The sequence below is a fragment of the Acinetobacter pullicarnis genome (genome assembly GCF_006352475.1).
GTDB lineage: Bacteria > Pseudomonadota > Gammaproteobacteria > Pseudomonadales > Moraxellaceae > Acinetobacter > Acinetobacter pullicarnis.
This window is the reverse complement of record NZ_VCMZ01000001.1, coordinates 3888468-3912130: the sequence shown is the minus strand read 5'-3', so window position 1 is coordinate 3912130 and position 23663 is coordinate 3888468. Positions and strand designations below refer to the sequence as shown.

The window sequence follows — 23663 nt, the reverse complement described above, 5'->3', positions numbered from 1 at the left end:
TGTACAGAGAAATTTTTTAAAAATAAAAAATGGCTGATCGAGAATAACACTGATCAGCCATTTTACTTTTCACTCTGGCCTGCAATTGGCTAAAGTGAAAATAATGCTTTAGATGTTGCTTAAGTCGATGCCAATACGTGCAGCAACTTCTTCATAGGCTTCAACCACACCGCCTAAACCTTGGCGGAAACGATCTTTATCTAGTTTTTTCTTGGTTTCTTTGTCCCAAAGACGGCAGCCATCTGGAGAGAACTCATCACCCAAGACAATGCGACCATGGAACACACCAAACTCAAGTTTGAAGTCAACCAAAATCATATTACCTTGATCAAACAAATCGTTGAGTACGTTGTTTACTTGGTAAGTAAGTTGTTTCATGTCTTCAAGTTGAGCAGCTGTTGCCCAGCCCAAAGCGATCGCTTGTGATTCATTCACCATTGGATCGCCTAAAGCATCATCTTTAAAGAACAATTCAAAGGTTGGTGGCGTAAGTTGCTTGCCTTCTTCAACGCCAAGACGACGACAAAGTGAACCAGCAGCATAGTTACGAATCACACATTCCACAGGAATCATGTCGAGTTTTTTAACGAGGACTTCAGTCGGTGAAAGTAACTTCTCAAAATGAGTTTCAATCCCTGCTGCAGCCAATTTTTCCATAATAAAGGCATTAAAACGGTTGTTTACCTTTCCTTTACGATCTAGCTGTTCTATTTTTTCGCCATTAAATGCCGATGCATCATCACGAAAGACTAAAATCAGGTGGTCTGCGCTATCTGTTTCATAAACGGATTTTGCTTTACCAGTATAGAGCAAGGTTTGTTTTAACATGAGGGAACCTTTTACAAGAAAAATTGCCTAGTGAGGACTAGGCTGGCCAGTTTTGGTAAATCTGGGTTAACAGTTCGCTAGCTTTGGCTTTATCAGCAAAGCTATTATCGACATTGAATACGGCAATATTGTTACTCGATCCAACAGAAGTTAGGCGAATAACATAACTTTGATTATCGGATTTCACAGTTGCCTCATAGGCATTTTTGCTTTGTCCAATAACTTGATGATTCAGACTACTCAGGGTCGCGAGTGCATACTGCCAAATTATAGCAGAATTTCCGTTAATTTTAATAAGTGGATTGCCATTTCCATCCGTTAAAAGTTGTGGTGGACTTAAGCTCGCAGTAGCATCGGTCATTTGTTCAGCCTGAGACGCAAATTTTGCGACCTCAGGTCTTGGTAGGTCAAAACGATTACCTGCTTTGTTGGCATAATCTGGTGCATTTTCAAGTGCTAAAGCATCGACAACAGGTGCAGGGTACAATGGCGTTGCTGGTCTAACGATTGTACCTTCAGGATATTTAAGTGGCTCTAAGGTGGTTGTGTTTTTATAATCAAGGGAGCCATTATTGATCCCAATGGAATTACAGCCCACCAAACTTAAAGTTGAAAGGGTTAACGCTAAACCGAAACGTAATTGCATAATACTAAGCTCTTATTAAATGATACCCGCTGCTTTTAGTTCTTCACGCAGTGGAGTACGGTATTGTTCAGCAAGTGGAGTAAGTGGCAGACGAACGCCTGTACCAATCATTCCCATTTCATACAGGGCCCATTTCACAGGAATTGGGTTCGATTCGCAAAATAGAATATTGTTTAATTTTGAAATCTTGTCATTAATCTCTTCAGCCAATTGAATATTTCTGTCAAGCATGGCTGCACAGACTTGGCTTACAAGCTTGGGTGCAATATTGGCAGTTACCGAAATATTACCTTTTGCGCCATGTGCCATTAAATGACGTGCAGTGTCATCATCACCTGAATACACGGTCATTTGTTTGCCTAGTAGGCCTTCGATCAGTGCTTTACCACGAGGTACGTCACCCGTGGCATCTTTTATACCAATCACATTAGTCAAGTCTGCAAGACGAATAACGGTTTCGTTCTGCATATCCACACCTGTACGGCTTGGAACATTATATAAAATAATTGGTAAATCAACGGCTTCAGCAACAGCTTTATAGTGTTGATATAAGCCTTCTTGCGTTGGTTTGTTATAATACGGGGTCACTAATAATGCAGCATCTGCACCGAGTGTTTTTGCTTCTTCTGTGAGTTGAATTGCTTCATGGGTTGAGTTTGCACCAGTACCAGCAATAATCGGGATACGTTTATTGGCTACACGAATGATTTCTTTAATCACTTGGGTATGTTCAGCCATACTCAGTGTTGATGCTTCGCCGGTGGTTCCAACGGCAACAATACTGCTTGTGCCTTGTTCTATGTGCCACTCAACCAGCTTTTCGAGGTTCTTCCAATCCACACCGCCATCTTCATTCATGGGGGTAACGATTGCGACAATTGAACCTTGAATATTATTTGCTTGCTGAGTCATTTTGAAAAAAATCCTATTTGTCCATCCATTGGAAATAGAAATAATGCATAGATGGATGGTGGGCAGTTTTTTGATTTTAAGCAAAATCAATATGATTGAGTAATGCTTACGCAAATTATGACTGATTCAGCCGTGTAGAACAATATTAATTCTTCAATGCTCGAAAAAACTTTGTTCCACATGCCAAAGATCAGATGCATTGTCCCTAATCTAGCACTGCATTGTGCTGATAGGTTAAAAGTTTCTAAATTTTAGCCTTTGTTCTACTTTAAAATCCTGTTTAAGATAGGGTGCAATGGCTTTAACTGAATGCCTCATTCTGTGATTAAGGAATTAAAAATATGCTGGCAACCTCACAAAGTGCATTAATTGTTGTTGATGTACAAAATGGATTTACCCCAGGTGGGCAGCTTGCAGTTGCTGACGCAGATCAGATTATTCCTAAGATCAATCAAATTGCAGCGCATTTTGAGAACATTATTTTGACCCAAGACTGGCATCCCGAAAACCATATCTCGTTTGCAGAAAATCATCCGGGAGCACAGCCATTTGATTGCATCACTTTGGACTATGGGCCACAAGTCCTTTGGCCGGCTCATTGTGTGCAAGGCACTGAAGATGCAGCCTTTCACCCCGCCTTGCATTTGCCGACAGCGCAGTTGATTATCCGCAAAGGCTATCATGCAAATATAGACAGCTATTCGGCATTCATGGAAGCGGATCAACAGACTTCGACAGGGCTTGCTGGCTACTTACAGGCACGTGAGATAGATACGGTATTTATTGTGGGGATTGCGACCGACTTTTGTGTGGCATGGACTGCGATTGATGCATGTAAACAAGGCTTTCAGTGTTATGTGATTGAAGATGCGACCAAAGCCATTGATTTGAATGGTTCTTTACAACAAGCATGGCAAGATATGTTGGCACATGGGGTTAAACGGATTTCACTTAAAGATATTACAGCCCAGTAGCCGTGGGTTCAACGCGATTGCTGCAATGCAACATTAGACTTTTCATTATTTTAACCTCTTTGTTTTTCTCCTAAAAGGAGAAATGAAAAGGACCACTGAAAGTAGTCTATTGTTTTAGATCATCTATAAAAATAGCAAAATCGAGGGATTGGGGCTTATGTCTGCATTTTTACGTTTTAGTCAATGGATTCAAAAAACCTTTGCAGTGTGGGTCATGCTGTTTGCTGCGATTGCAATGTGGATGCCTGAGGCATTCATCTGGCTCAAAGCCTATATCGCCATCATGTTGGGCATTATTATGTTCGGTATGGGGATGACCATGACTTTTGCCGATTTCAAGAGTGTATTGAATCGGCCTAAAGCAGTGTTTATTGGAGTCGTCGCACAATTTGTGGTGATGCCAGGACTGGCCTATGCATTGTGTAAACTCTTTCAGTTACCCGCTGAAATCGCGATTGGAGTGATTTTGGTCGGCTGTTGCCCAGGTGGCACGGCCTCCAATGTGATTACCTATATGGCAAAGGGCAATACTGCACTTTCCGTGGCCTGTACTTCTGTTTCCACCTTACTTGCACCTCTGCTCACACCTTTTATTTTTTATATCTTGGCTAGCCATTGGATTGAAATCGATGCTGGCTCAATGTTTGTATCTATTTTACAAGTGGTATTGATTCCAATTGTTTTGGGTTTATTTATTCGCACGTTGTTTAAACACAAAATAGAACGTTATGTACAGGTGATGCCACTGTTGTCGGTGGTAGCGATTGTTGCCATTGTGGCTGCGATTATTGGGGCAAGTAAGGCGGCTATTTTGGAATCTGGGCTGCTGATTTTGGCTGTGGTTGTGTTGCACAATGGTTTGGGGTATCTGTTGGGCTTTTGGGCGAGTCGAATATTTAAGCTGGATTATCCCGATTGTAAGGCCGTGGCAATTGAAGTTGGGATGCAGAACTCAGGTTTGGGCGTTGCTTTGGCGGCGGTACATTTTACAGCCTCACCCGTGACAGCTGTACCCAGTGCAATCTTTAGCTTATGGCACAATATTTCTGGGCCAGCACTAGCCAGTTATTGGGCGGGTAAAGCCGATAAATTAGCGCGTGCTGAGCAATTGATTCAAAATAAAAAAGTAGAATCTGATCAGGTAAATATCTCAGAACCTTGAGTCTTCTTGAGCTAAAAGTTGCAGGAACTGATTTTCATCGATGACTTGAAAGCCATGTTGGGTAAGCAATGCAGCAGTGACGCCTTGCCCAACTGTTCGGATACCACTGAAGCTGCCATCATAAATTTTGTGTGTACCACAAGAAGGGCTGTTGGCTTTAAGCACTACATGTGTGACTTGGTGTGCTTGGGCAAGTTTCAGTGCTTGATACGCCCCATCAATAAAGGCTTTACTTTGGTCATTGCCTGCACGGTCTCGTACTTGAGCGCGACCATTGAGTACATCGATGCCATCACCCCCAATAATTTCAGCGGGAAGCCGTGGTGTACTGAGACCGCCTGTAACTTCAGGACAAATGATCATGGCCTGTTGAGTTGCAACCAGTTGTTTTAGGGCAGGGGTATAACAATTTTTGCCATCATATCGGACATTCTCACCCACCAAACATGCACTAATTAGATATTTCATGACAATTGATCCGGTGGGTCAGCATGTTGTAGAACCAAGCACGAACCTGTTATTCATGCTTGGAATTCAATTGACAGTGACAGTATTGTTTTAAAGTTCGATCTGCATATCGCTGCTGAGCGCCAAAGGCTCTGGTAAGATCGTTGCCAAGGCTTGGCACAGCGTAGTGAGCTGCGCTGCATCTTGCGGCATGAGCGTGATGTGACCAATTTTACGGCCGACACGTTCAGTCTTGTTATACAGATGTAGATGTGCACCGTCTAAAGCCAATATAGCTTCAGTCTTCGGATATTGACCAATGATGTTGACCATCACCGTTGGGCGAATTACCGCGGTTGAGCCGAGCGGTAAACCCGCAACTGCACGGATATGGTTTTCAAATTGAGAGCATTCTGCCCCCTCAATCGACCAATGTCCTGAGTTGTGTACACGCGGTGCCATTTCATTGGCAAATAGCCCTTGTTCTGTCACAAAAAGTTCTAAAGTCAGCACACCAACATAGTCTAAGTGCTGCAACAAGCGCGTGATATATTCTTGGGCAACTGGTTGTAAAGCTGCACTATTTGGCGCAGGTACAATCGAATGCGACAAAATACCATGATGATGATGGTTTTCAGCCAATGGCCAAGTTTTCACATCACCATTTTGACCACGCACTGCAATAATCGATACTTCGCGTGAAAAATTAACAAAGCTTTCAGCAATTAGGCTACCAGCAGGACCAAGTTCAGCCCAAGCTTCAGGGATTTCTGTAGCTGTACGTAATACAAACTGACCTTTGCCATCATAGCCACCCGTTGTGGTTTTTAGAACCAATGGCAATCCTAAGGCTTGTGCCGCTTGTTCTAAGCTTTCAAGACTGTCTACTGCTCGATAGGGCGCAACTGGAATATCCAATTGGTCGAACAATGCCTTTTCTAGGAGGCGATTCTGTGCAATGGCCAGCGCTTGACGTGGAGGGAACAGATTTTTTTGTTGGAGCAGCGCATCTACTTCAGCCAAAGGTGTGTTTTCAAACTCTAGGCTGAATACATCCGCACTGGCAATAAATTGCGTAATGGCGTTGGCATCTTGGTTGACAATGACTTGGCCCAATTGTGCCGAAGGGCAGTCTGTGCTGGCTTCTAAAAAAGTACATTGAATATTGAGCGGTAATGCAGCTTGAGCCATCATACGACCCAATTGTCCACCGCCAAAAATACCGATGGTTTTATCCATGATGTAGATCCTGTTTTAAACTTGGCCTGGAATATTGTTACTTGCCACTTTATCCGTTTGTGCTGCACGGAACTGCGCGACATTTTTTGCAATTTCAGGGCGTGTTAATCCAAGAATCTGCGCGGCCATAATTGCGGCATTGGTTGCACCCGCAGGACCAATCGCCAAAGTGCCGACTGCAATGCCAGCAGGCATTTGTACAATAGACAATAACGAGTCAACCCCATTTAAAATGGAAGATTTTACAGGAACACCAAGCACAGGTAGGTCCGTTTTTGCAGCACACATACCAGGCAAATGTGCCGCACCGCCAGCACCGGCAATGATCACTTGAATACCACGGTCACGCGCAGTGTCGGCATATTCAAACAGTCGATCTGGCGTACGGTGTGCTGAAACCACCTCTGCTTCAAAAGGGACGCCAAGTTGTTTTAACATATTGGCAGTGTGTTCAAGGGTGGCCCAATCTGATTGAGAGCCCATGATGATTCCGACGAGAGGTTGGTGGTCTTTTGCTGCAGCCGCATTCATTGCTAATGTTCCAGAGACTAAGTAGATAGAGATAAATCTCGACAAGCGCCAAGCTTTAAAGGAATGAGAAGCTCGCTATTATAGACTGAATTTTGAGTGTGCGAAAATTTAACAAGCCATACAAATTGATTTTTTTAATTTTGTGGTCGATTTTATTGAAAATTTAGACGGGATTTGATGCGGATACGGTATTCGAAGAGTTTAAAAAACCCAGTCAACGTGGTGGTTAAAGCGAATGCTTAGGCGTTGACTGGGTTGCATCGAGCAGCAGACGAAATCGTTTATAGATTCGAGGTTGCTTCTTGATTTTGTTTGCCTTTTAAAATTTCAGTACGAATACGTTGGGCCAAAGTGGCACTTTCAGTATTCATTCCATTAATCATAAAGGCATGTCGCGTTAAAATACTGGCAGGATTCGGCATGGCCACCAGTTGATAGCTTTCACTGACTTGTTTGAGTAAGTCATTGCTGAGATATAAGGCCATTTCTTTAGCGATTAAATGATGGGTAAGACGATCTGCGGCTTGTAAGGCATTCAGCTGCATCGCTTCAACGGCAGTACATACCGCACAACGTGTTTGTAAGACAAAACGTTTTTCTTCACGATAGCGCTTGTAGAGCACCTCAGACAAGAGTTGGAAAACAGATCCGATCATCAGTAAGCATTCAGCTGCATGTTGATGATGCGTGGCCATATGAATCGTTGCACCACGTTGGCTAAAGGCCTGATCGATTAAGATGTCTTTGCTGTTAAGCCCAAAATGTTTGGTGCTCTGCTGAATACTCTTATTTAAGAAAATTTGACACAAGTTAAAATACGGTAATGAAACGGATTGATTCACCGTATTAATTAACTGTTTTGGATCATAGTATTGAATGTTCAATGCCAAATTGGTTTGTTCGATACTCACGTTTGTTATTGCGACTTTAGGCTCAAACTTTTCTTTCATTTGCTGCTGTATTTGAGCAATCGCCAAGGTTTTATTGGTTCTTTCGGCTTCTAGTGCTTCAGTCAGCTGCTGAATTTCATGCTTTAAGCGTGATTCAGTATTTAAACGGGTGAGATATTCACTGCGTGTTGGTCGGGCAATGGTGCGATAAGCCAACCAGAGCAAGACGTGAATCAAGAATGAAACAAAGATTGCCAACCACTGCGTACGTAAAATCTCACCAATACTCGGTTTGATCAAAGTAATCTCAATGCTACCGACTTTTTTCTCATTTTGCAGCGCATCACGAACGAAGGATTCTCCTTCACGTGTTTTTGCTAATCCGCTGGTGGCAAGGACGTGTTGATTTGCATCTAAAATACGAATAGAAGCCACACTAGGATTGGTTGCATAGCGATTTGCGAGCAAGGCCAAGGAAACGGTGTTTGCTGGTTCTAATTCGGCAGCACTGTCTGTCACCAGCTGACTGGTCATTAACTGACCTTGATTGGCGCGATTCTCATTTAACTGATGCGTGGTTGCAATCACCATTAAACAAGTCTGTAATGCAAAGCTGATGATGAGTAGGCTAGCAAATAGCCCTTGTCTAGGAGCGTTCAAGTTAAACTTCCAGAGAAAATATATTGGATTTCGATTATGATTCTAACAATAGTCGTCGCTCAGATCCGAGTCAATTCATGCGAGAAATCATTCTTATATCATTTTTAGGACCAGACCAACCAAATCAGTTTACTCGATTGATGCAAGTTTTGTCCGTACATTCTTTACAAATTTTAGATGTAGGACAAGCTGTTATACATAATCAGCTGACTTTGGGAATTGTTGTTTCATCTCACGATAAAACAGCAACGGCCTTAGCAATGAAAGATATCCTCATTTTAGCACACGATATTGGTTTAACCGTTCGTTTTAAACCCATTTCTCATGCTGACTATGAGCAATGGGTCAGTGAAGGAGGCCGTACACGCTATATTGTGACCGCACTTGCTCCAGAATTGACCGCTGCACACCTACAAGCAGTCACCAACATTGTTTCCAGCCAAGGTTTTAATATTGAAACCGTTACCCGTTTATCTGATCGTCCAGAATTAAGTAACCAACAAGCAGGTCCGAAACGCTCTTGTGTTCAATTTGGTTTGCGTGGGCAAATGCTCGATGCGCATGCAATGCGTGAGGCATGTTTAAGATTGTCAGCAGAGTCGAGCATTGACGTGGCTGTGCAGGAAGACAATGCATATCGCCGTAATCGTCGTTTGGTGTGTTTTGATATGGACTCCACCTTGATTGAACAAGAAGTCATTGATGAGTTGGCTTTAGAAGCAGGGGTGGGTGCTCAAGTTGCTGAAATCACTGAGCGCGCTATGCTGGGCGAGCTTGATTTTCAACAAAGCTTTAAAGCGCGGATGGCTTTGCTCAAAGGCCTCGATGCATCGGTATTGCCAAAAATTGCGGAACGTCTAACCCTGACTGAAGGGGCGGAGCGTTTAATTTCAACGCTGAAGTCATTGGGATACAAGACCGCAATTTTATCGGGTGGCTTCCAATATTTTGCTGAGTATTTGCAAAGTAAGTTAGGGATAGATGAAGTGCATGCCAATATATTAGATGTTGAAAATGGCATAGTTACAGGCGAAGTCAAAGGTGCAATTGTCGATGGTGCACGTAAGGCCGAGTTGTTACGCGGACTTGCAGAAAAAATGGGGATTTCATTAGAGCAAACGATTGCTGTCGGGGATGGTGCCAATGATTTACCCATGCTATCAATTGCTGGTTTGGGTGTGGCGTTTCGTGCCAAGCCCTTGGTGCGACAAAATGCCAACCAAGCCATTTCAAGTGTTGGCTTAGATGGGGTGTTGTACCTGATTGGTGTACACGATAAAGATTTAAATCGTGCTTAAATTTAAAGCTAAGTGATTGAAAAACGTGACAACACTGTCACGTTTTTTTTGTATTTAAATTAGGTATATCCGTGATTCTGTATACGACTGAAATACTTTTTACACTTAGATAAAGCCGATTAAGAAAAATAATCAAAGTGATGAATATCAGATGGTATTTTATTGTAATGACACGCCAATGTTGAGCAGGATTATCTCGACAGAAAAACACCAAGTAAAAAAATGTAATGACAAAAGAATATAGCGACAAAGTACGTCGCTAGCCCAATAAACGGCTCTTTTCTTCTTTTAAAAACGCTCCATAATGCAATGCATGACAGAAATACAGAACAGTTGAGAAGCTTAAAGATACTAAGAGACTATTCAAGTTCTAGTCGGAGTGATAGCCAGTAGCATCGTTGACGGAGGTTTTTATGGTAACAACGGTAATTGCAACAATCGTAGGATTTGGCCTGATTGCTGTCGCGTTGATGGCCGTTTTCTTTTCCCCTTACCGTCATTGGTTAGGATTTATGTTTGGAGGCATGCTGTTCTGGGGCCTATTAGAAGCAATACGCTTTAGTGTGCAAAATGTATTTGATATGTCCGTCTCTTATAGCTATCTGACGGCATTGAGTATCGCGATGCTGGGATTAACTGCTTTTCTATTGCGTGAAGACAATCGAGCGCAAAAAGCCTTGGCAAATCGCCGCTGTATTGAACACACACCAGTATATGAAGATGACTAAGTCGTGTTTAGCAGCTTTGTAAACGGATTTTGTATTGAATAATAAATAATGAGAGGTATATCAGCATGATATACCTCTTTTCGTATAGACTATTTCTTGTGCACGGCTTAGTTTAATGATAAACAAGTTATGTTACGATGCACATTATATTTTTCATATTAAAACAACAGGCTTTAATGTTATGAAACTATCTTCAATTCCAGTTGTGAAATTACCTATCTTTGATGCAACAACCGACCCACTTGATTTATTGGTTTTGGGTATTGCGCTCCGTATGAAACAATTATCGCGTACCAGTCCTAAGTTTATTGAACTCATTCACGATCGCCAATTCAGAATTCAGATTGGTACTGATCTCGGGATGGCACGTCAAATTATTGTGAACCATGGTCAAATTGATACTGTTGCAGGTCAAGCCGAAAATGCTGACTTTACATTGCAGTTTGCTGACAGTGAACAAGGCGTAAAAACCTTAATCAAAGGTGATCCAACTGTATTTATGACAGGGATGCAAACAGGTAATATTAAAATGGAAGGGGATTTTAGTTTATTGGTTTGGTTTAACCAGGCTGCACGTTTGATTCCACCGAAACTTCCAAAATCAGTCAAAAATAAAATTAAAGTTGCACGTCAATTTTTAAAAGAAAAGACGGGACGTTAATCCAAAATCAGAGCGCAATAAATATATGCGCTCTTTGCTTTTTTACGATTTGAACCGATTTTATTCAACTTCGAGTTGGAAGGTCACAGGCCCGTCATTAATCAAATGCACTTTCATGTCTGCAGCAAAAATACCCGTTTGTAATGTGGGAAAGAGAGATTGCGTATAGCTGACCAATTGTTCATAGAGTGCTTTTGCTTGATCAGGTGGCATTGCAGGACCAAAGTCTGGACGCAACCCCTTTTGTGTTTGCGCCATCAAAGTAAATTGAGAGACTAAGAGAACGCCACCTTGTGCTTGGCTGACATTCCAGCCCATTTTGCCTTGTTCATCATCAAAAAAACGATACTTTAGAATCTTATCAATTAGCTTTTTGCCCTTTTCAAAGTTGTCATGTTGACCAATCCCAAGAAACACCAACATACCAGTCTTGATTTCACCGGTGATCTCACCTTCAACAACGACTTTGGCCTCTAATACTCTTTGCAACACGGCACGCATGACTCAATCCAATCTTTGCTGTAATTTTTCCAAGTGTAACAGAAGCTTAAAAAGCTAATCAAAAGTTGCAAAGCTTAAGATCGCAGATTGAGCACTGATTGACTGAGAGACAATTTCTGCTGAGGTTATGGCACATCCAAATTAAAAAATTATGAAAAATAGATATTTAGGTGGTATTTTTTATATAACAAAGTGATGGTTTAAATGCTTTAGGCAAAACATTCAGTTTTTACGCCAAAAATTGTGCTTTAATGCGATAAGCGCAGCGAAAATTACCCGTCTATGTCTCCAATTATTCAGTCATTACTTGATACCGATTTATACAAATTTACCATGTTGCAAGTGGTCCTTCATAAGTTCCCGCAGACGCATAGTGTTTATCACTTTCGCTGTCGTAACTTAGATGACACTGTTTATCCATTGGTCGATATTTTGGATGATCTCAATCAGCAACTTGATTATTTGTGTGAACTGCAATTTGCAGATGATGAGCTAAAATATCTGCGTCAGTTCCGTTTTATCAAAAGTGACTTTGTCGATTATTTGGAACTCTTCCAATTAAAGCGCCGTTTTATCAAAGCGGGCATTGATGCTGAAGGGCGTCTCGATATTTGGGTGGAAGGCCCCATGGTTCAAGCCATGATGTTTGAGATTTTCGTGTTGGCGATTGTCAATGAACTGTACTTCCGTCGCTTGCATAGTGATGCGGTTATGTTGGAAGGCGAACGTCGCTTAAAAGCAAAAATAGAATTGATTCAAAGTTATCAAAAACAACAAAACCCAGCAGATCCCCCTTTCCTAATCTCAGATTTTGGCACACGTCGTCGCTATAGCTTTGATTGGCAAAAACATGTGATCGAGTCTTTTCATCAAGCCGTACCTAGCGTATTTCGCGGTACCAGCAACGTCTATCTTGCGAAAGCCCTGAATATTATTCCAATTGGCACCATGGCACATGAGTTTCTACAGGCTTTTCAGGCACTTGATGTGCGCTTGCGCGATTTCCAAACCGCTGCTTTAGAGACATGGGTGCAAGAGTATCGTGGTGATCTTGGGATTGCGCTGACTGATGTGGTCGGCATGGATGCCTTCCTCCGCGATTTTGATTTGTATTTTGCCAAACTATTTGATGGTCTACGCCATGACAGTGGTGATCCTTATGCATGGGGCGATAAGGCTTATGCACATTATCGCCAGCTTAAAATAGATACCAAAACTAAAATGTTGACCTTTAGTGATGGTCTAGATATTGAAAAAGCCTGGAATCTGCATCAATACTTTAAGGATCGTTTTAAAGTCAGTTTTGGAATTGGCACCAACTTAACCAATGATATGGGGCCTACACCACTGAACATTGTACTTAAATTGGTTGAGTGTAATGGTCAGTCCGTGGCTAAAATTTCAGATAGTCCGGGCAAGACCATGACGGATAACGACACCTTTTTAGCATATTTAAAACAAGTATTTGAAATAACAGAGTAATTGATTGCGGCTGATTGCTGTTGTGCTTCCTCGCATTATTTTCAATATAGGATGAGGAAATATTGCATTGTGCGAAAAAAGACTATGCTAAGATCAGTCTAAATTTTGTTATTCATTTTTCTGTAATATGACGACACGTGCATTTGATTTGGGCTTGCTAATTGAAGCCGAACAGCTGATTCCCTATTTAGGACATCCGCAGTTGCGTATTATCGATCTTAGCCGCGCTTCGGTTTATGAACAATTACATTTACCTCATGCGGTGCATGTACGCCCCAATGTATTACTGCAACAAGACGAAGATGCAACGGGCTTACTGCCCGATGAGGCAGCGTTACAACTGTGGATTCAACAACTGAATTTATCCCCCGAGCATCATGTGGTGGCGTATGATGATGAAGGTGGTGCATGGGCTGGACGTTTAATCTGGAATTTGCATTGCCTTGGATTTGAAAACACCAGTCTACTCAATGGTGGAATACATGCTTGGTTGGGCGCAAGTTTGCCGACCACTGCTGAAATTACCGAAATTGAACCAGTCAGCCAATTGTTTTGTGTCGACTTAAGCCATGCTGAACGTTACCGGATCGAATATGAGGTATTGCGTGAGAAGCTTGAGCAGCAAGCGATACAGCTCTGGGATTGTCGCAGTAAAGAAGAATATACTGGCTTACGTTTGGCTGCCCGTCGCGGTGGCCATATGCCTGGTGCAGTTCATTTTGAATGGAGTACTGCACTTAATCGTGAAAATCATTTAAAATTACAACCTTTAGAGCGCACTCGACAACGTTTAGAAAATCTAGGACTGTGCCTTGATCAGCCAGTCGTGGTTTATTGCCAATCGCATCATCGTTCTGGCTTGGCCTATATTATTGGTCGGTTATTGGGTTGGCAGATTTTGGCCTATGATGGTGCGTGGAGTGAATGGGGAAATCGCCCCGATAGCCCTATAGTGAGCGGAGAGACCCCATTTTGAGTTTTAACACACGTTTAAAAAAACAGATTTTCATTCAAGCACAACGTCTTGTCCCACAACACAAATTTAGCCGTATTGTGGGTAAGCTTGCTGGTAGTGAAAATCCGATTATTAAAAATACAGTAATTCAAGCATTTAAAGCAAAATACTCGATTGATTTAAGCATTGCAGAACAGACCGATGCGCTGAAATATAAATCATTTAATGCTTTCTTTACACGTGCCTTAAAACCGGGTATCCGTCAAATCGATGCCGCACTAAACAGTATTGTGTCACCTGCTGATGGTGAGATTTCACAGATTGGAAAAATCCAAGCTGGAGAAATTTTCCAAGCCAAAGGTCAGCAATTCTCGGTTGAAAAATTGATTGGCGATCCGCAACTGGCTGCTGTATTCCAAGACGGTGAATTTGCAACTGTCTATTTATCACCGCGTGATTATCACCGGGTACATATGCCATTTGCCGGCACCCTGACCGAAACACTGTATATTCCAGGCGAATTATTTTCAGTGAATCAAACGACTGCAGAAAATATTCCAGGTCTATTTGCCCGTAATGAACGTATGGTGTGTTTATTTGACACTGAAGTTGGTCGTATGGCGGTGGTGCTTGTGGGAGCGATGATTGTGGCAGGGATTGAAACTGTCGCGACAGGCAAAGTCAAACCTTCAGGATGCATCGAGCTAAATCATCATGAGCTGGCTCTGGCCAAAGGTGATGAGCTGGGGCGTTTCTATTTGGGGTCAACTGCGATCGTCCTCTTTGAAAAAGATAAAATGGCTTGGGATAACCAATTCAAAGCCAACTCGACTGTGATTATGGGCGAGCGTATGGGTAGTCTGACCAAGTAATTCTTTTTTATATTGTTGTTTGTATTATTGCTAAGATATATCTCACCAATGAAAAGGCCTTGCATCATTGCAAGGCCTGTTCATTGGTGACTTGAGCGAGCTGAACAGATCAGTCTATTCAGCTGCGTATAAATGTTCTTTGGGGAATACCGCTTTAAAGATTGAACCTTGATTTTCAATCGATTCAACTTCAAGATGTGCGCCATGTTGCATTAAGACGTGTTTAACAATCGCAAGGCCCAAGCCTGTACCACCCGTTTGACGACTTCGCGCACTATCAACACGATAAAAACGTTCCGTTAAACGAGGCAAGTGTTTAGGGTCTATTCCAATACCGGTGTCTTCTACCGTGAAATAGCCCTGTTCACTGTCATCATGCCAACCAATGGTAATCGTGCCACCTTTGGGGGTGTATTTAATCGCATTGGTAATCAAGTTACTGAAGGCACTGGCAATTTCCATGTCTGAGCCAATCAGGTCACAATGGCTGTCAATTTCTAAATTCAGCGTATGCCCATAATCGATATTGTAGGCTTGTGCATCATCAAACAGTTGGTTCATCAAACTTGGCATTTCAATAATCTGATTTTTAGCGATTTGTTTGTCATTTTCCAAACGTGAAAGCAGCAATAAATCGTTGACCAGAGCATTCATACGACGTGTTTGCGACTGCATTTGCTCAAAGGCACGCTTCCAACGTGGACTGATCTCTTCTTGATCTGTAAAGGTTTCAATATAGCCACTCAGAACTGTGAGTGGGGTACGCAATTCATGTGAAATATTATCAACAAAATCTTTACGCATTTGTTCGAGGTTTTGCATGCGCGTCACATCATAGGCAACCAATACCCGACTTTCACTGCCAAAGCGAGTCAGTTTAATTTGCACATAATGTTCATCATGTATTGATGATTTGATTTTGATGCCGTCAGGGGATTTGTCGATATCGTTAAAATATTCGATAAAACGTGGTTGACGCAGAATAGTGAGCAGATTGCGACCACGGTCAAGGGCTTGAATGCCCAATAGTTTTTCGGCAGCAGGATTGGCCCATTCGATTTGATGCAGTTCATCGGTCAAGACCACCGCCTCAGCCAAAGCGATTAAAGAGGATTGTGCACGATCAATCAAACCGACCATATCGGCCTGAACAATACGTTCTTGGCGTTGTGAGCGATAAACATTAAACAATAACGCCCCCCAAATCCCATTGAGGTTCGGTGGAACGTCATAGGGACGATTGGAGATCCATTCATTGACCAAATAGAGGGAGCGGAGTTGCAATACAAAAAAAACGGCAAATGCAATTAGAAAGCACGTGCCTAAATAATCGATGCTATATCCAATTAATCCGCCAATGACGAGGAAAAAAATCAGGAGTTTTAGATCTTGCTTGGCGAAAGTCCACAAACTGCTATAACGAAATTTTTTATGATCACGTGCAAGTTCAGGGACTGGATAAGGTTCATACATATTGGTTCTTAATTACCTAGCGCGTTTAACCCAGTGCGACATCAGCGCGTGTCGAAAAGCGATAACCTGTGCCACGTACCGTTTGTACAAAACGGTCAACAGCATAAGGTTCAAGCACCTTGCGTAAACGACGAATATGTACATCAATGGTTCGGTCTTCAATGTAAACATTGCCGCCCCAAACTTGGTCAAGTAATTGTGCCCGTGTATAAGCGCGTTCTGGATGTGTCATAAAGAACGCCAGCAAGCGATATTCAGTCGGGCCCATTTCTAAGATATTGTCGGCAAAGCTTACACGCTGGCTGACAGGATCTAAAATAAGTCCATTGGCGTCAATGGTTTTTTCACCGCTTAAGGCATTGGCACGACGAAGTACCGCTTTAATGCGAGACACCAGTTCTCGGGTTGAGAATGGCTTGGTCATATAATCATCCGCACCAGCATCTAAGCCTTGTACTTTATGATCTTCCTCGCCACGTGCAGTCAGCATAATGACAGGAATTTCAGACAAGTTGTCATCGCGTTTTAAGCGGCGACATAAGTCTACGCCACTAATGCCACCAGGCATCATCCAATCAAGCAAAATCAATGCTGGTCGTTGATCGACGATCATTTGATGTGCTTGTTTGGCATCCTCGGCTTGTAGACATTGGAAGCCGGCCATGTCTAAAGAGGTGTGTATCATTTCACGAATTGGCAGCTCGTCATCGACGATTAAAATGTAGTCATCTTTCACAACGCAATATCCTATGAGTGTACGGTGACCCGTTTTATATTTATGACAGGCTTATTACAAAGATTTATTATGACAGTATCATTGCAAAAGTGGGCGTAATCGCAGCTTCTGCAATGAATTGTGACAATGTTTTATTTATTCCTTTATAAATCAAATAGATTGGCTGTAATTTAAATGTCATTTATTTCTGATGATTTGTGAGGAATGCCACAGAAATAGGGATCAATGTTTGGGTTATGGGATGAATTTCTCAATCAGTGCGATAAAAACAAGTTCACAAGCGGCCACAATTTCATCTTGAGACTGCTTAAATTCACCGATTACCCAGCGTCGTGCCACTTGTGTGACATAGCCATTTAAGCCTGTTGCGACCAATGAAATTTCCTGTTCTGCTTGAGGGATTTGTGGCATTAGGCTCATCACAAAAGCCTGAATCATACGGTCAAATTTGTTCATCGTTTCACGAATAATCGCTTGCTTATGCAATTCCTGAACCAAGGTCGCATCAATATAAATAATCCGTGCTAAACGTGGGTCATTTTTGAGTAAATTGAAGAGGGCACTGAGTCCTGCTGTAACCATTTTCCGAGGATTGGGAGAGGCTTGTACAATCGCTTGCATCATGGTGGATTGTAGGATTTCAATCTGTTTTAAAAAAATACTTTGAAAGAGCTGCTCACTCTTTTGAAAAGACTCATAAAAATAACGTTCAGTCAGTTTGGCTTGATTGCATATATCTTTGACCGTCACCGAAAAAAAGCCATGTGTGCCATAGGCTTGAATGCCAGCTTCAATCAGTTTCTCGCGACGCGCCTGCTTTCTTTCAGCGAGGGAAAGCCCTTTAAATTGACGCTCTTTCACTGGTTTTTGGGCAGATTTTAGATTGATCTCGCTCAATGGGTCTTGGCTCATAATCGCTTCACGTATATGCAATGTATTCAAAAGAAGTATTTTAGCAAGGAACCCGGCCGAAACCTATGTTGCCAAATTGGGGAACGTTGCAGTCAGCATTCTTTGCCTATTTTATATTGACAATATTAATTGTCAATTTTATAGTATTTTCTGTGCTGCTCAAAGGCAATCTCACTTTCCGCAGAAAATTCAAACAAGGAATCACAATGAAAAACTTTAACAATAAAGTTGCAGCAATTACTGGTGCAGGATCAGGTATTGGTCAACAGCTTGCCATATGCTTGGCACAACAAGGCTGCCATTTGTCCTTGAGTGATGTCAATGAACAGGGTTTAGCAAAAACAGTTGAACTGCTCAAAGCATATGATGTCCGTGTGACAACCAAACGACTGGATGTTTCTGATCGTATTGCCATGAAGGATTGGGCGGCGGAAACAGTGCAAGCGCATGGTTCAGTCAATTTGATTTTCAATAATGCTGGTGTGGCATTGGCCTCAACGGTTGAAGGCGAAAGTTATGAAGAGCTGGAGTGGATTGTAAATATTAACTTTTGGGGCGTCGTTTACGGCACCAAAGAATTTTTACCGCTTATTAAACAGACCAAAGATGGTCACATTATCAATGTGTCGAGTTTATTTGGTCTCACTGCGCAACCGACACAATCGGCTTACAACGCAACAAAATTTGCTGTACGCGGTTTTACTGAGTCACTGCGTCAAGAGCTTGATATTGAAAACTGTGGTGTGAGTGCATTGTGTGTGCATCCCGGTGGTATTCGTACCAATATTGCCAATTCAGCACGTAGCAATGACAGCTTAAAAACTTTGGGTATCGATTCGAGTAAAACCACAGCGTCTTTCAATAAATTATTGCGTACTCCACCTGAAGAAGCAGCACGTCAAATCTTAGTGGCCGTGCAAAAAAATAAACGCCGTTTGTTGATTGGTAACGATGCGAAAAGCTTAGATTTGATCCAACGAATCCTACCAACAGGCTATCAAAAAGTCATAACCTTAGTGACCGATCTAAGTAAAAAATTCAAATAGTATGTGACTCGAATGATTGTAGCTCTCCCGAACCCTCTCCTTAAAAGGAGAGGGTTCGGGAGAGCTTGTTTAGATCAACTTTTGAATGGTTTTCTTTTTCCAGACAAACTGATAGTAAAAGGCTTGCATTAGACACAGTGAGAAGAAGGCGAGTGCATAGGCATACCAGATGCCTTTGAGGCCCCAAAGGTGGCTGAAGTAATAGGCACAAGGCACTTCAATTAAGACAATGGCAAAGATATTAATCAGCATCGGAACTGTGACGGTTCCACTGGCACGCATAATGGATGCAAAAATAGCAGATGCGCCAAAGAATAAAATCGACCACAGCACAATAAACAATAGCTGTTGCCCGAGAGCGATGACGTCTGGATCGGTAATGAACAGTGCCATCAAATACTTTGAAAACAAATAGGCCAAACTGACCAAAAGACCTGTAATGATGACATTCATCAGCAGTGCTGTTCGGGTAACTTTAGCCAGTAAATTGGCTTTACCTGCGCCAATGGCTTGTGCTGCAAAAATTGAAGCTGCAATAGAAATAGAAATCGCAGGGAACTGAATGTAATTTAGGACTTGATTCACAGCACCATAGGCCGCTGTAGAGTGTGAACCATATTGATTTACCAATCCAATCACCACGAGGCCAGCCAATGAGTTGGTCACCATCTGTATGCCCGTCGGGATGCCTAATTTTAAAATCAGACGACTGTTGATTGGATCGTGTCGAACTTTACTGAGCAAGTTACGATCGAGTTTTAGTGGGTGATTTTTTTTATTGAGAAAGAAATATAAGAATGCCAATACTGCGATATAACCAATAATCGATGCAATGGCAGGACCAATAATGCCCAACTCAGGAAAACCATAACGTCCTGCAATCAGGACAGGGGTGATAATTAAACCAGTCAGACTGGTTAAACCCAATGCAATCAGTGGGGTAACACTGTCACCAACCCCGCGTAAAATCGAGGTATAAATAATATAGACAAAGAGAACAGGACTACCCGCTAACATCCAACGCACATAGGGTAAGGACAGGTGCATGATGTCTGGGTCTACTCCCAGCAGTAGTAAAATTGGTTTTGCAAATACGACCCCAAGAAAGGCGATAAAACTGCCACCAATCAAGGTCATATATAAAGTTGAGCCAACGATACTGCGGACTCGCTCGACATCCTTTGCCCCCCAAGCCTGCCCGACCAAGACAGTTGAACCTGCCGATAGACCAATCACAAAAGCCAAGAGGAAAAACATAATTGGAAAGAAAACGGAAATAGCCGCAATTGCGTTGAGGCCCATCATTTGGCCGACAAAAATGGTATTAATGGTGCCAGATAAGTTTTGCAGAATATTGGTCGCAATTAAGGGCAACAAGAAAATGATAAATGCTTTCCAAAAATGCGGATGATCAATCATGTTATAGCGTGGTGGCATATCTTTATTTTAGTCCAATCAGTTCAAACGTTTTATTTTCTTGAGCCTACGTGCACTCATTGCATCGTAGGCATTGGGACAATCATCGTGTTCTTTTAATCGTGTATTTAGTGGCTTAGATCGCGCTTAAGATTTCACCTGCACGGATCAGAGTTTGCTCCTGTTTTGCAAAACAAAAACGAATCAAACCTGCATGTTGCGGTGGCTCACAATAAAAGGCTGAAACAGGAATCGCAACAATTTTATGCTGCTCAGCCAAATATTGACACATGGCAACATCATCGAGATCTGGGCGAATTTGACTGTAATCAAGGCTTTGGAAGTAGGTTCCTTGTGAGGGAATGGCTTGAAATTTTGATGTCGCAATCCCTGCCAGAAACAGATCTCTTTTTTGCTGATAAAATGCTGCAAGCCCTTGAATATGCTCTGGGTGTTGTTGCATATACTGGGCCAGTGCGATTTGTACTGGGGTGACCCCACAAAAATTGGCAAACTGATAGATTTGACGAAATAGCGTCATCAGTGCCGGTGCTGCAATACAATAACCTGTTTTCCAACCTGTGACGTGGAAGGTTTTACCAAAAGATCCAACCACAACACTGCGTGAGCGTAGTTCCGGAAAACTTAAGGCTGAAATGTGTTTGCGCCCATCAAAAACCAAATGTTCATAAACCTCGTCTGAAAGCACCACAATATTTTTATCTTGGATCAGTGCAATGAGGGTTTGCCAATCTTGTTTTGACCACAATGCACCTGTTGGATTGTGCGGTGTATTGACAATGACCATGCGGGTTTTGTGGTTAATGGCGTGTTGAACACGATTCCAATCGACAGAGAAATCAGGCGCTTGCAATGGAATGTGAATTGCCTTTCCACCGACCAAGGCAATGCTGGGTGCATAACTGTCATAGCTTGGATCAAAGACAATGACTTCATCACCAGCATGCACAATGGCTTGAATGGTGCAGAAAATCCCAATCGTGGCACCCGGTGTAATGGTGATCTCAGTGGCAGGATCAAGGTTGAGCTGATCACGTTGCATAAACTGCAACGCCAGTTGCTCACGCAAAGCCAATATGCCATCACCTGGAGCGTATTGATTGTGTCCGGCTAAACTGGCCTGATTCAGTGCTTCAAGCAGTGCAGGTGGTGCTGCAAAATCAGGAAAGCCCTGCGAGAGGTTGAGCGCATTTAAGCGTTGTGCCATTGCAGTCATGGTACTGAAAATAGTGACACCTGATGCAGGGAGTTTAGAATGGACTTCAATCATATGCTTGGCCTGAAGATGGAGCAGGAAAAGGGAATCGAGATGTGCGGTAAATCGTTAAAAGGCAAGGTCGATCAGCGCGCGGATCACCCCTAAGCTTAGCCCAATAAAGGCACCAACCACCACACCATTGACGCGGATCATATGTAAATCACCGCCAACTTCATTTTCAATTTTGGCGATCATTTCACTTGAGTCCCACTCATGGATGCGCTCACTAATAAAGCGAATGACTTTTTCACTGTATTGATCACTGAGTTCAATGGCCATCGCGCTCATCCGGTCGTTGAGCAATTCACGAACCGGTTGATTTTGGATCAAGCTTTCACCGACTTGTTGAATGGCGAGCTGTAAATTGTTGGCAATCTCAGAGTCAGTTTTCAGTAGATCTGTTTTGATTGCATCACACAGGATTACCACCGCACCACTAATAAAATTCAAGACTGCGGTACTTTCAAGTAACGCATTTTTGGTCTGGTTCAGTTGCTGGCTGGCTTTGCTTTCAGGATCGGCCAATTGCAACATCATGTCTTGTGCTGCTTGTTCAATCTTTAAGCGGAATGGATGTGCCGGATCAGCCAACATCGATTCAACCTTTGCAATCAGTGAGTCGATGGTGCGTTGTTGTACGTCAATCCCAATAAAACTGGCACCCTTCGCCAATTTCGACACACCAAGTTCTTTAAACAGGCGGCGTGTCAGGGCTTGGGTCTGTTCTGGGTGGTGAACCATCCAGTCGTGCACAAGATCCAAACCACGTTGTAATACATCTTGATGGAAGTCGTTTTCCAACACGGCGCGTAACATTTCACTGGCTAAGTGATTGATCTGAGTATTGCGTACCCACTGCACGCTATTATTTTGAATAAATCCTGCAATTTGTGCTTGGCCAACAAAGTCGAAAATTTTCGGAACAGTTTGTTGAACCACATCAACCACTTGCACATTGTTTTTGGGATTGGCCAGCCATTGGCCTGCTGCCATACTTAAATCAATGCTATTTAAACTGGTTGCAACGACTTTGGGGGAGAGAAAATTTTCTTGAACAAATTTCCCCATTGATTCTGCAATCCGCGCCTTGTTGCGCGGAATAATTGCAGTGTGGTCTTTTAGAAACCGTGGGATGGGAATTTTTCCAAAAGGATTGCGAAACAGCACAGTAATTGCATACCAATCAGCCAAACCGCCCACGACGCCAGCTTCTGCACCAAGCATAAAAATATGAATCAGCCAAACATTCTCAGCAGGGAGTAATTTGGAGACGACAATTAAAATCAACCAAGTGATGACTGCGATCACTAAAGCAATCGTGGCAAAACGCTTGCTCCGTTGCAGGTTTGGTGAACTGAGTTGTGCTTGGGTTGGCATGCATTATCCTAAAACAAATTATTTGGCAGCTTTGGGTGCTGTCGCCTCAGGCTGTATGACTTCGCCATCTGCTGACAGGCCATATTTTGGTCCCAAGCTTTGCATGATCATACGCGCATCAAAGGCATCACTTGGTGCTGTTTTTTTATCTTTAAAGCATTCAATACTATAGGAAATTTCTACAGGTTCAATGGTAATGACTTGCGGTGTGTTGTAGAAAAATGGGTCATAGTAGGGCATACGGCCATTGCGGTAGCCATATGGATATGGATTGTAGACTGGGGGCGGATAAACCACCGCTTGGCGCGCAGGTTGTTGCGTGCGGTTACTTGGATCATCAATCACTTTAAAGAAGGGATAACCATTTCGAAGGCTGGTTTGTGCGGCTTTTAATAACGTAATTTCTTCAGCCATGCCATAACTGATACTGCGGCTGGTACTAAAGCTGACTCTAAAACTTTGGGCGTTTAATGGATAGCTTTCAAATTGACCCAATTGATTAAAGGTTACAGGCTTTGATGGAAAGCTTGTGCAGGCCGTGAGTGCGCTGGTTGCGATAAGAAGCAAACTCAGATAAATTTTTTTCATAAATAGGTTCCTTGGTATAAATCATCCGCAATGCATTGGATGAGGGCTAC

At 42.6% G+C, this 23663-nt stretch carries 24 protein-coding genes; 9 read left to right on the top strand and 15 right to left on the bottom strand.

Going from position 1 to position 23663, the window contains the following annotated elements:
- Positions 1–108: 108 nt before the first annotated feature.
- The 3 genes from purC to dapA are packed head-to-tail and all read right to left on the bottom strand — an operon-like array spanning position 109 to position 2386.
- Complete coding sequence (gene purC / locus FD716_RS17580; RefSeq protein ID WP_139853520.1) at positions 109–828, bottom strand: phosphoribosylaminoimidazolesuccinocarboxamide synthase; 720 nt, start codon at positions 826–828, stop codon at positions 109–111.
- A 37-nt stretch (positions 829–865) separates the two neighbouring features.
- The gene (locus FD716_RS17575) at positions 866–1474 is read right to left on the bottom strand and encodes a lipoprotein-34 precursor (NlpB) (RefSeq protein ID WP_139853519.1); all 609 of its coding nucleotides are present in this window, start codon (positions 1472–1474) and stop codon (positions 866–868) included.
- A gap of 15 nt (positions 1475–1489) precedes the next feature.
- Entirely contained in the window at positions 1490–2386 is an 897-nt protein-coding gene (dapA, locus tag FD716_RS17570) for a 4-hydroxy-tetrahydrodipicolinate synthase (RefSeq protein WP_139853518.1), read from the bottom strand.
- A gap of 341 nt (positions 2387–2727) precedes the next feature.
- Between dapA and pncA the strand changes: the two genes are divergently transcribed.
- Both pncA and FD716_RS17560 read left to right on the top strand, forming a co-directional pair.
- Positions 2728–3360 carry a bifunctional nicotinamidase/pyrazinamidase gene (gene pncA, locus FD716_RS17565; RefSeq protein ID WP_139853517.1) on the top strand — a complete coding sequence of 211 codons (633 nt, stop codon included), beginning with the start codon at positions 2728–2730 and terminating at the stop codon, positions 3358–3360.
- 157 nt (positions 3361–3517) lie between these two features.
- Complete coding sequence (locus tag FD716_RS17560; protein WP_139853516.1) at positions 3518–4522, top strand: bile acid:sodium symporter family protein; 1005 nt, start codon at positions 3518–3520, stop codon at positions 4520–4522.
- Here FD716_RS17560 and FD716_RS17555 read toward each other — a convergent pair.
- The 4 genes from FD716_RS17555 to FD716_RS17540 form a co-directional block, all read right to left on the bottom strand.
- Positions 4511–4990 carry a DUF523 domain-containing protein gene (locus FD716_RS17555; protein ID WP_139853515.1) on the bottom strand — a complete coding sequence of 160 codons (480 nt, stop codon included), beginning with the start codon at positions 4988–4990 and terminating at the stop codon, positions 4511–4513. The two genes, FD716_RS17560 and FD716_RS17555, sit on opposite strands and share 12 nt — an antisense overlap.
- 90 nt (positions 4991–5080) lie before the next feature.
- A complete protein-coding gene (locus FD716_RS17550; RefSeq protein WP_139853514.1) occupies positions 5081–6208 on the bottom strand; it encodes a 5-(carboxyamino)imidazole ribonucleotide synthase in 1128 nt (375 codons plus the stop codon).
- 15 nt (positions 6209–6223) lie between these two features.
- Positions 6224–6739 (bottom strand): 5-(carboxyamino)imidazole ribonucleotide mutase, encoded by a 516-nt coding sequence (gene purE, locus FD716_RS17545; protein ID WP_139853513.1) that lies wholly within the window; start codon positions 6737–6739, stop codon positions 6224–6226.
- Between the two features lie 281 nt (positions 6740–7020).
- Positions 7021–8289: a hypothetical protein gene (locus tag FD716_RS17540; RefSeq protein ID WP_139853512.1), complete on the bottom strand. Its 1269-nt coding sequence runs from the start codon at positions 8287–8289 to the stop codon at positions 7021–7023.
- Positions 8290–8366: 77 nt separating this feature from the next.
- Here FD716_RS17540 and serB point away from each other — a divergent pair, with 77 nt between their 5' ends.
- From serB to FD716_RS17525, 3 genes are all read left to right on the top strand, one after another.
- Positions 8367–9587, top strand: coding sequence for a phosphoserine phosphatase SerB (serB, locus tag FD716_RS17535; RefSeq protein ID WP_139853511.1), 1221 nt, complete (start codon positions 8367–8369; stop codon positions 9585–9587).
- 413 nt (positions 9588–10000) lie between these two features.
- On the top strand, positions 10001–10315 hold the full coding sequence (aciT, locus tag FD716_RS17530; protein ID WP_139853510.1) for an AciT family ciprofloxacin tolerance protein: 315 nt from the start codon (positions 10001–10003) through the stop codon (positions 10313–10315).
- A gap of 181 nt (positions 10316–10496) precedes the next feature.
- Positions 10497–10976: an SCP-2 sterol transfer family protein gene (locus FD716_RS17525; RefSeq protein WP_139853509.1), complete on the top strand. Its 480-nt coding sequence runs from the start codon at positions 10497–10499 to the stop codon at positions 10974–10976.
- Positions 10977–11036: 60 nt separating this feature from the next.
- Here the strand turns inward: FD716_RS17525 and dtd are convergent, their stop codons facing one another.
- Complete coding sequence (gene dtd / locus FD716_RS17520; RefSeq protein WP_139853508.1) at positions 11037–11477, bottom strand: D-aminoacyl-tRNA deacylase; 441 nt, start codon at positions 11475–11477, stop codon at positions 11037–11039.
- Between the two features lie 282 nt (positions 11478–11759).
- On the opposite strand from dtd, the gene pncB reads away from it, so the two are divergent.
- The 3 genes from pncB (at position 11760) to asd (ending at position 14786) form a co-directional block, all read left to right on the top strand.
- Positions 11760–12959, top strand: a complete 1200-nt coding sequence (gene pncB / locus FD716_RS17515) for a nicotinate phosphoribosyltransferase (RefSeq protein ID WP_139853507.1) — start codon at positions 11760–11762, stop codon at positions 12957–12959.
- 127 nt (positions 12960–13086) lie between these two features.
- Positions 13087–13935: a sulfurtransferase gene (locus FD716_RS17510; protein WP_139853506.1), complete on the top strand. Its 849-nt coding sequence runs from the start codon at positions 13087–13089 to the stop codon at positions 13933–13935.
- Positions 13932–14786, top strand: a complete 855-nt coding sequence (gene asd, locus FD716_RS17505; RefSeq protein ID WP_139853505.1) for an archaetidylserine decarboxylase — start codon at positions 13932–13934, stop codon at positions 14784–14786. Before FD716_RS17510 ends, asd begins: the two co-directional genes overlap by 4 nt.
- 114 nt (positions 14787–14900) lie before the next feature.
- On the opposite strand, the gene phoR is transcribed toward asd, so the two are convergent.
- From phoR to FD716_RS17490, 3 genes are all read right to left on the bottom strand, one after another.
- Positions 14901–16259, bottom strand: coding sequence for a phosphate regulon sensor histidine kinase PhoR (gene phoR / locus FD716_RS17500; RefSeq protein WP_139853504.1), 1359 nt, complete (start codon positions 16257–16259; stop codon positions 14901–14903).
- Between the two features lie 25 nt (positions 16260–16284).
- Complete coding sequence (gene phoB / locus FD716_RS17495; RefSeq protein WP_139853503.1) at positions 16285–16995, bottom strand: phosphate regulon transcriptional regulator PhoB; 711 nt, start codon at positions 16993–16995, stop codon at positions 16285–16287.
- 234 nt (positions 16996–17229) lie between these two features.
- Positions 17230–17907 (bottom strand): TetR/AcrR family transcriptional regulator, encoded by a 678-nt coding sequence (locus FD716_RS17490; protein WP_139853502.1) that lies wholly within the window; start codon positions 17905–17907, stop codon positions 17230–17232.
- Positions 17908–18113: 206 nt separating this feature from the next.
- On the opposite strand from FD716_RS17490, the gene FD716_RS17485 reads away from it, so the two are divergent.
- Complete coding sequence (locus FD716_RS17485; protein ID WP_139853501.1) at positions 18114–18953, top strand: SDR family NAD(P)-dependent oxidoreductase; 840 nt, start codon at positions 18114–18116, stop codon at positions 18951–18953.
- Positions 18954–19022: 69 nt separating this feature from the next.
- Here the strand turns inward: FD716_RS17485 and FD716_RS17480 are convergent, their stop codons facing one another.
- From FD716_RS17480 to FD716_RS17465, 4 genes are all read right to left on the bottom strand, one after another.
- The gene (locus FD716_RS17480) at positions 19023–20390 is read right to left on the bottom strand and encodes an MATE family efflux transporter (RefSeq protein ID WP_139853500.1); all 1368 of its coding nucleotides are present in this window, start codon (positions 20388–20390) and stop codon (positions 19023–19025) included.
- Positions 20391–20505: 115 nt separating this feature from the next.
- The gene (locus FD716_RS17475) at positions 20506–21660 is read right to left on the bottom strand and encodes a methionine aminotransferase (RefSeq protein ID WP_139853499.1); all 1155 of its coding nucleotides are present in this window, start codon (positions 21658–21660) and stop codon (positions 20506–20508) included.
- Positions 21661–21714: 54 nt separating this feature from the next.
- Positions 21715–23025 (bottom strand): DUF445 domain-containing protein, encoded by a 1311-nt coding sequence (locus FD716_RS17470; protein ID WP_139853498.1) that lies wholly within the window; start codon positions 23023–23025, stop codon positions 21715–21717.
- 18 nt (positions 23026–23043) lie between these two features.
- Entirely contained in the window at positions 23044–23613 is a 570-nt protein-coding gene (locus tag FD716_RS17465) for a CC0125/CC1285 family lipoprotein (RefSeq protein WP_139853497.1), read from the bottom strand.
- Positions 23614–23663: the final 50 nt, after the last annotated feature.

Coding starts and splice junctions, on each gene's coding strand:
- purC (WP_139853520.1), bottom strand. CDS start 828: ATGTTAAAACAAACCTTGCTCTATACTGGTAAAGCAAAATCCGTTTAT.
- FD716_RS17575 (WP_139853519.1), bottom strand. CDS start 1,474: ATGCAATTACGTTTCGGTTTAGCGTTAACCCTTTCAACTTTAAGTTTG.
- dapA (WP_139853518.1), bottom strand. CDS start 2,386: ATGACTCAGCAAGCAAATAATATTCAAGGTTCAATTGTCGCAATCGTT.
- pncA (WP_139853517.1), top strand. CDS start 2,728: ATGCTGGCAACCTCACAAAGTGCATTAATTGTTGTTGATGTACAAAAT.
- FD716_RS17560 (WP_139853516.1), top strand. CDS start 3,518: ATGTCTGCATTTTTACGTTTTAGTCAATGGATTCAAAAAACCTTTGCA.
- FD716_RS17555 (WP_139853515.1), bottom strand. CDS start 4,990: ATGAAATATCTAATTAGTGCATGTTTGGTGGGTGAGAATGTCCGATAT.
- FD716_RS17550 (WP_139853514.1), bottom strand. CDS start 6,208: ATGGATAAAACCATCGGTATTTTTGGCGGTGGACAATTGGGTCGTATG.
- purE (WP_139853513.1), bottom strand. CDS start 6,739: ATGAATGCGGCTGCAGCAAAAGACCACCAACCTCTCGTCGGAATCATC.
- serB (WP_139853511.1), top strand. CDS start 8,367: ATGCGAGAAATCATTCTTATATCATTTTTAGGACCAGACCAACCAAAT.
- aciT (WP_139853510.1), top strand. CDS start 10,001: ATGGTAACAACGGTAATTGCAACAATCGTAGGATTTGGCCTGATTGCT.
- FD716_RS17525 (WP_139853509.1), top strand. CDS start 10,497: ATGAAACTATCTTCAATTCCAGTTGTGAAATTACCTATCTTTGATGCA.
- dtd (WP_139853508.1), bottom strand. CDS start 11,477: ATGCGTGCCGTGTTGCAAAGAGTATTAGAGGCCAAAGTCGTTGTTGAA.
- pncB (WP_139853507.1), top strand. CDS start 11,760: ATGTCTCCAATTATTCAGTCATTACTTGATACCGATTTATACAAATTT.
- FD716_RS17510 (WP_139853506.1), top strand. CDS start 13,087: ATGACGACACGTGCATTTGATTTGGGCTTGCTAATTGAAGCCGAACAG.
- phoR (WP_139853504.1), bottom strand. CDS start 16,259: ATGTATGAACCTTATCCAGTCCCTGAACTTGCACGTGATCATAAAAAA.
- FD716_RS17490 (WP_139853502.1), bottom strand. CDS start 17,907: ATGAGCCAAGACCCATTGAGCGAGATCAATCTAAAATCTGCCCAAAAA.
- FD716_RS17485 (WP_139853501.1), top strand. CDS start 18,114: ATGAAAAACTTTAACAATAAAGTTGCAGCAATTACTGGTGCAGGATCA.
- FD716_RS17480 (WP_139853500.1), bottom strand. CDS start 20,390: ATGCCACCACGCTATAACATGATTGATCATCCGCATTTTTGGAAAGCA.
- FD716_RS17475 (WP_139853499.1), bottom strand. CDS start 21,660: ATGATTGAAGTCCATTCTAAACTCCCTGCATCAGGTGTCACTATTTTC.
- FD716_RS17470 (WP_139853498.1), bottom strand. CDS start 23,025: ATGCCAACCCAAGCACAACTCAGTTCACCAAACCTGCAACGGAGCAAG.
- FD716_RS17465 (WP_139853497.1), bottom strand. CDS start 23,613: ATGAAAAAAATTTATCTGAGTTTGCTTCTTATCGCAACCAGCGCACTC.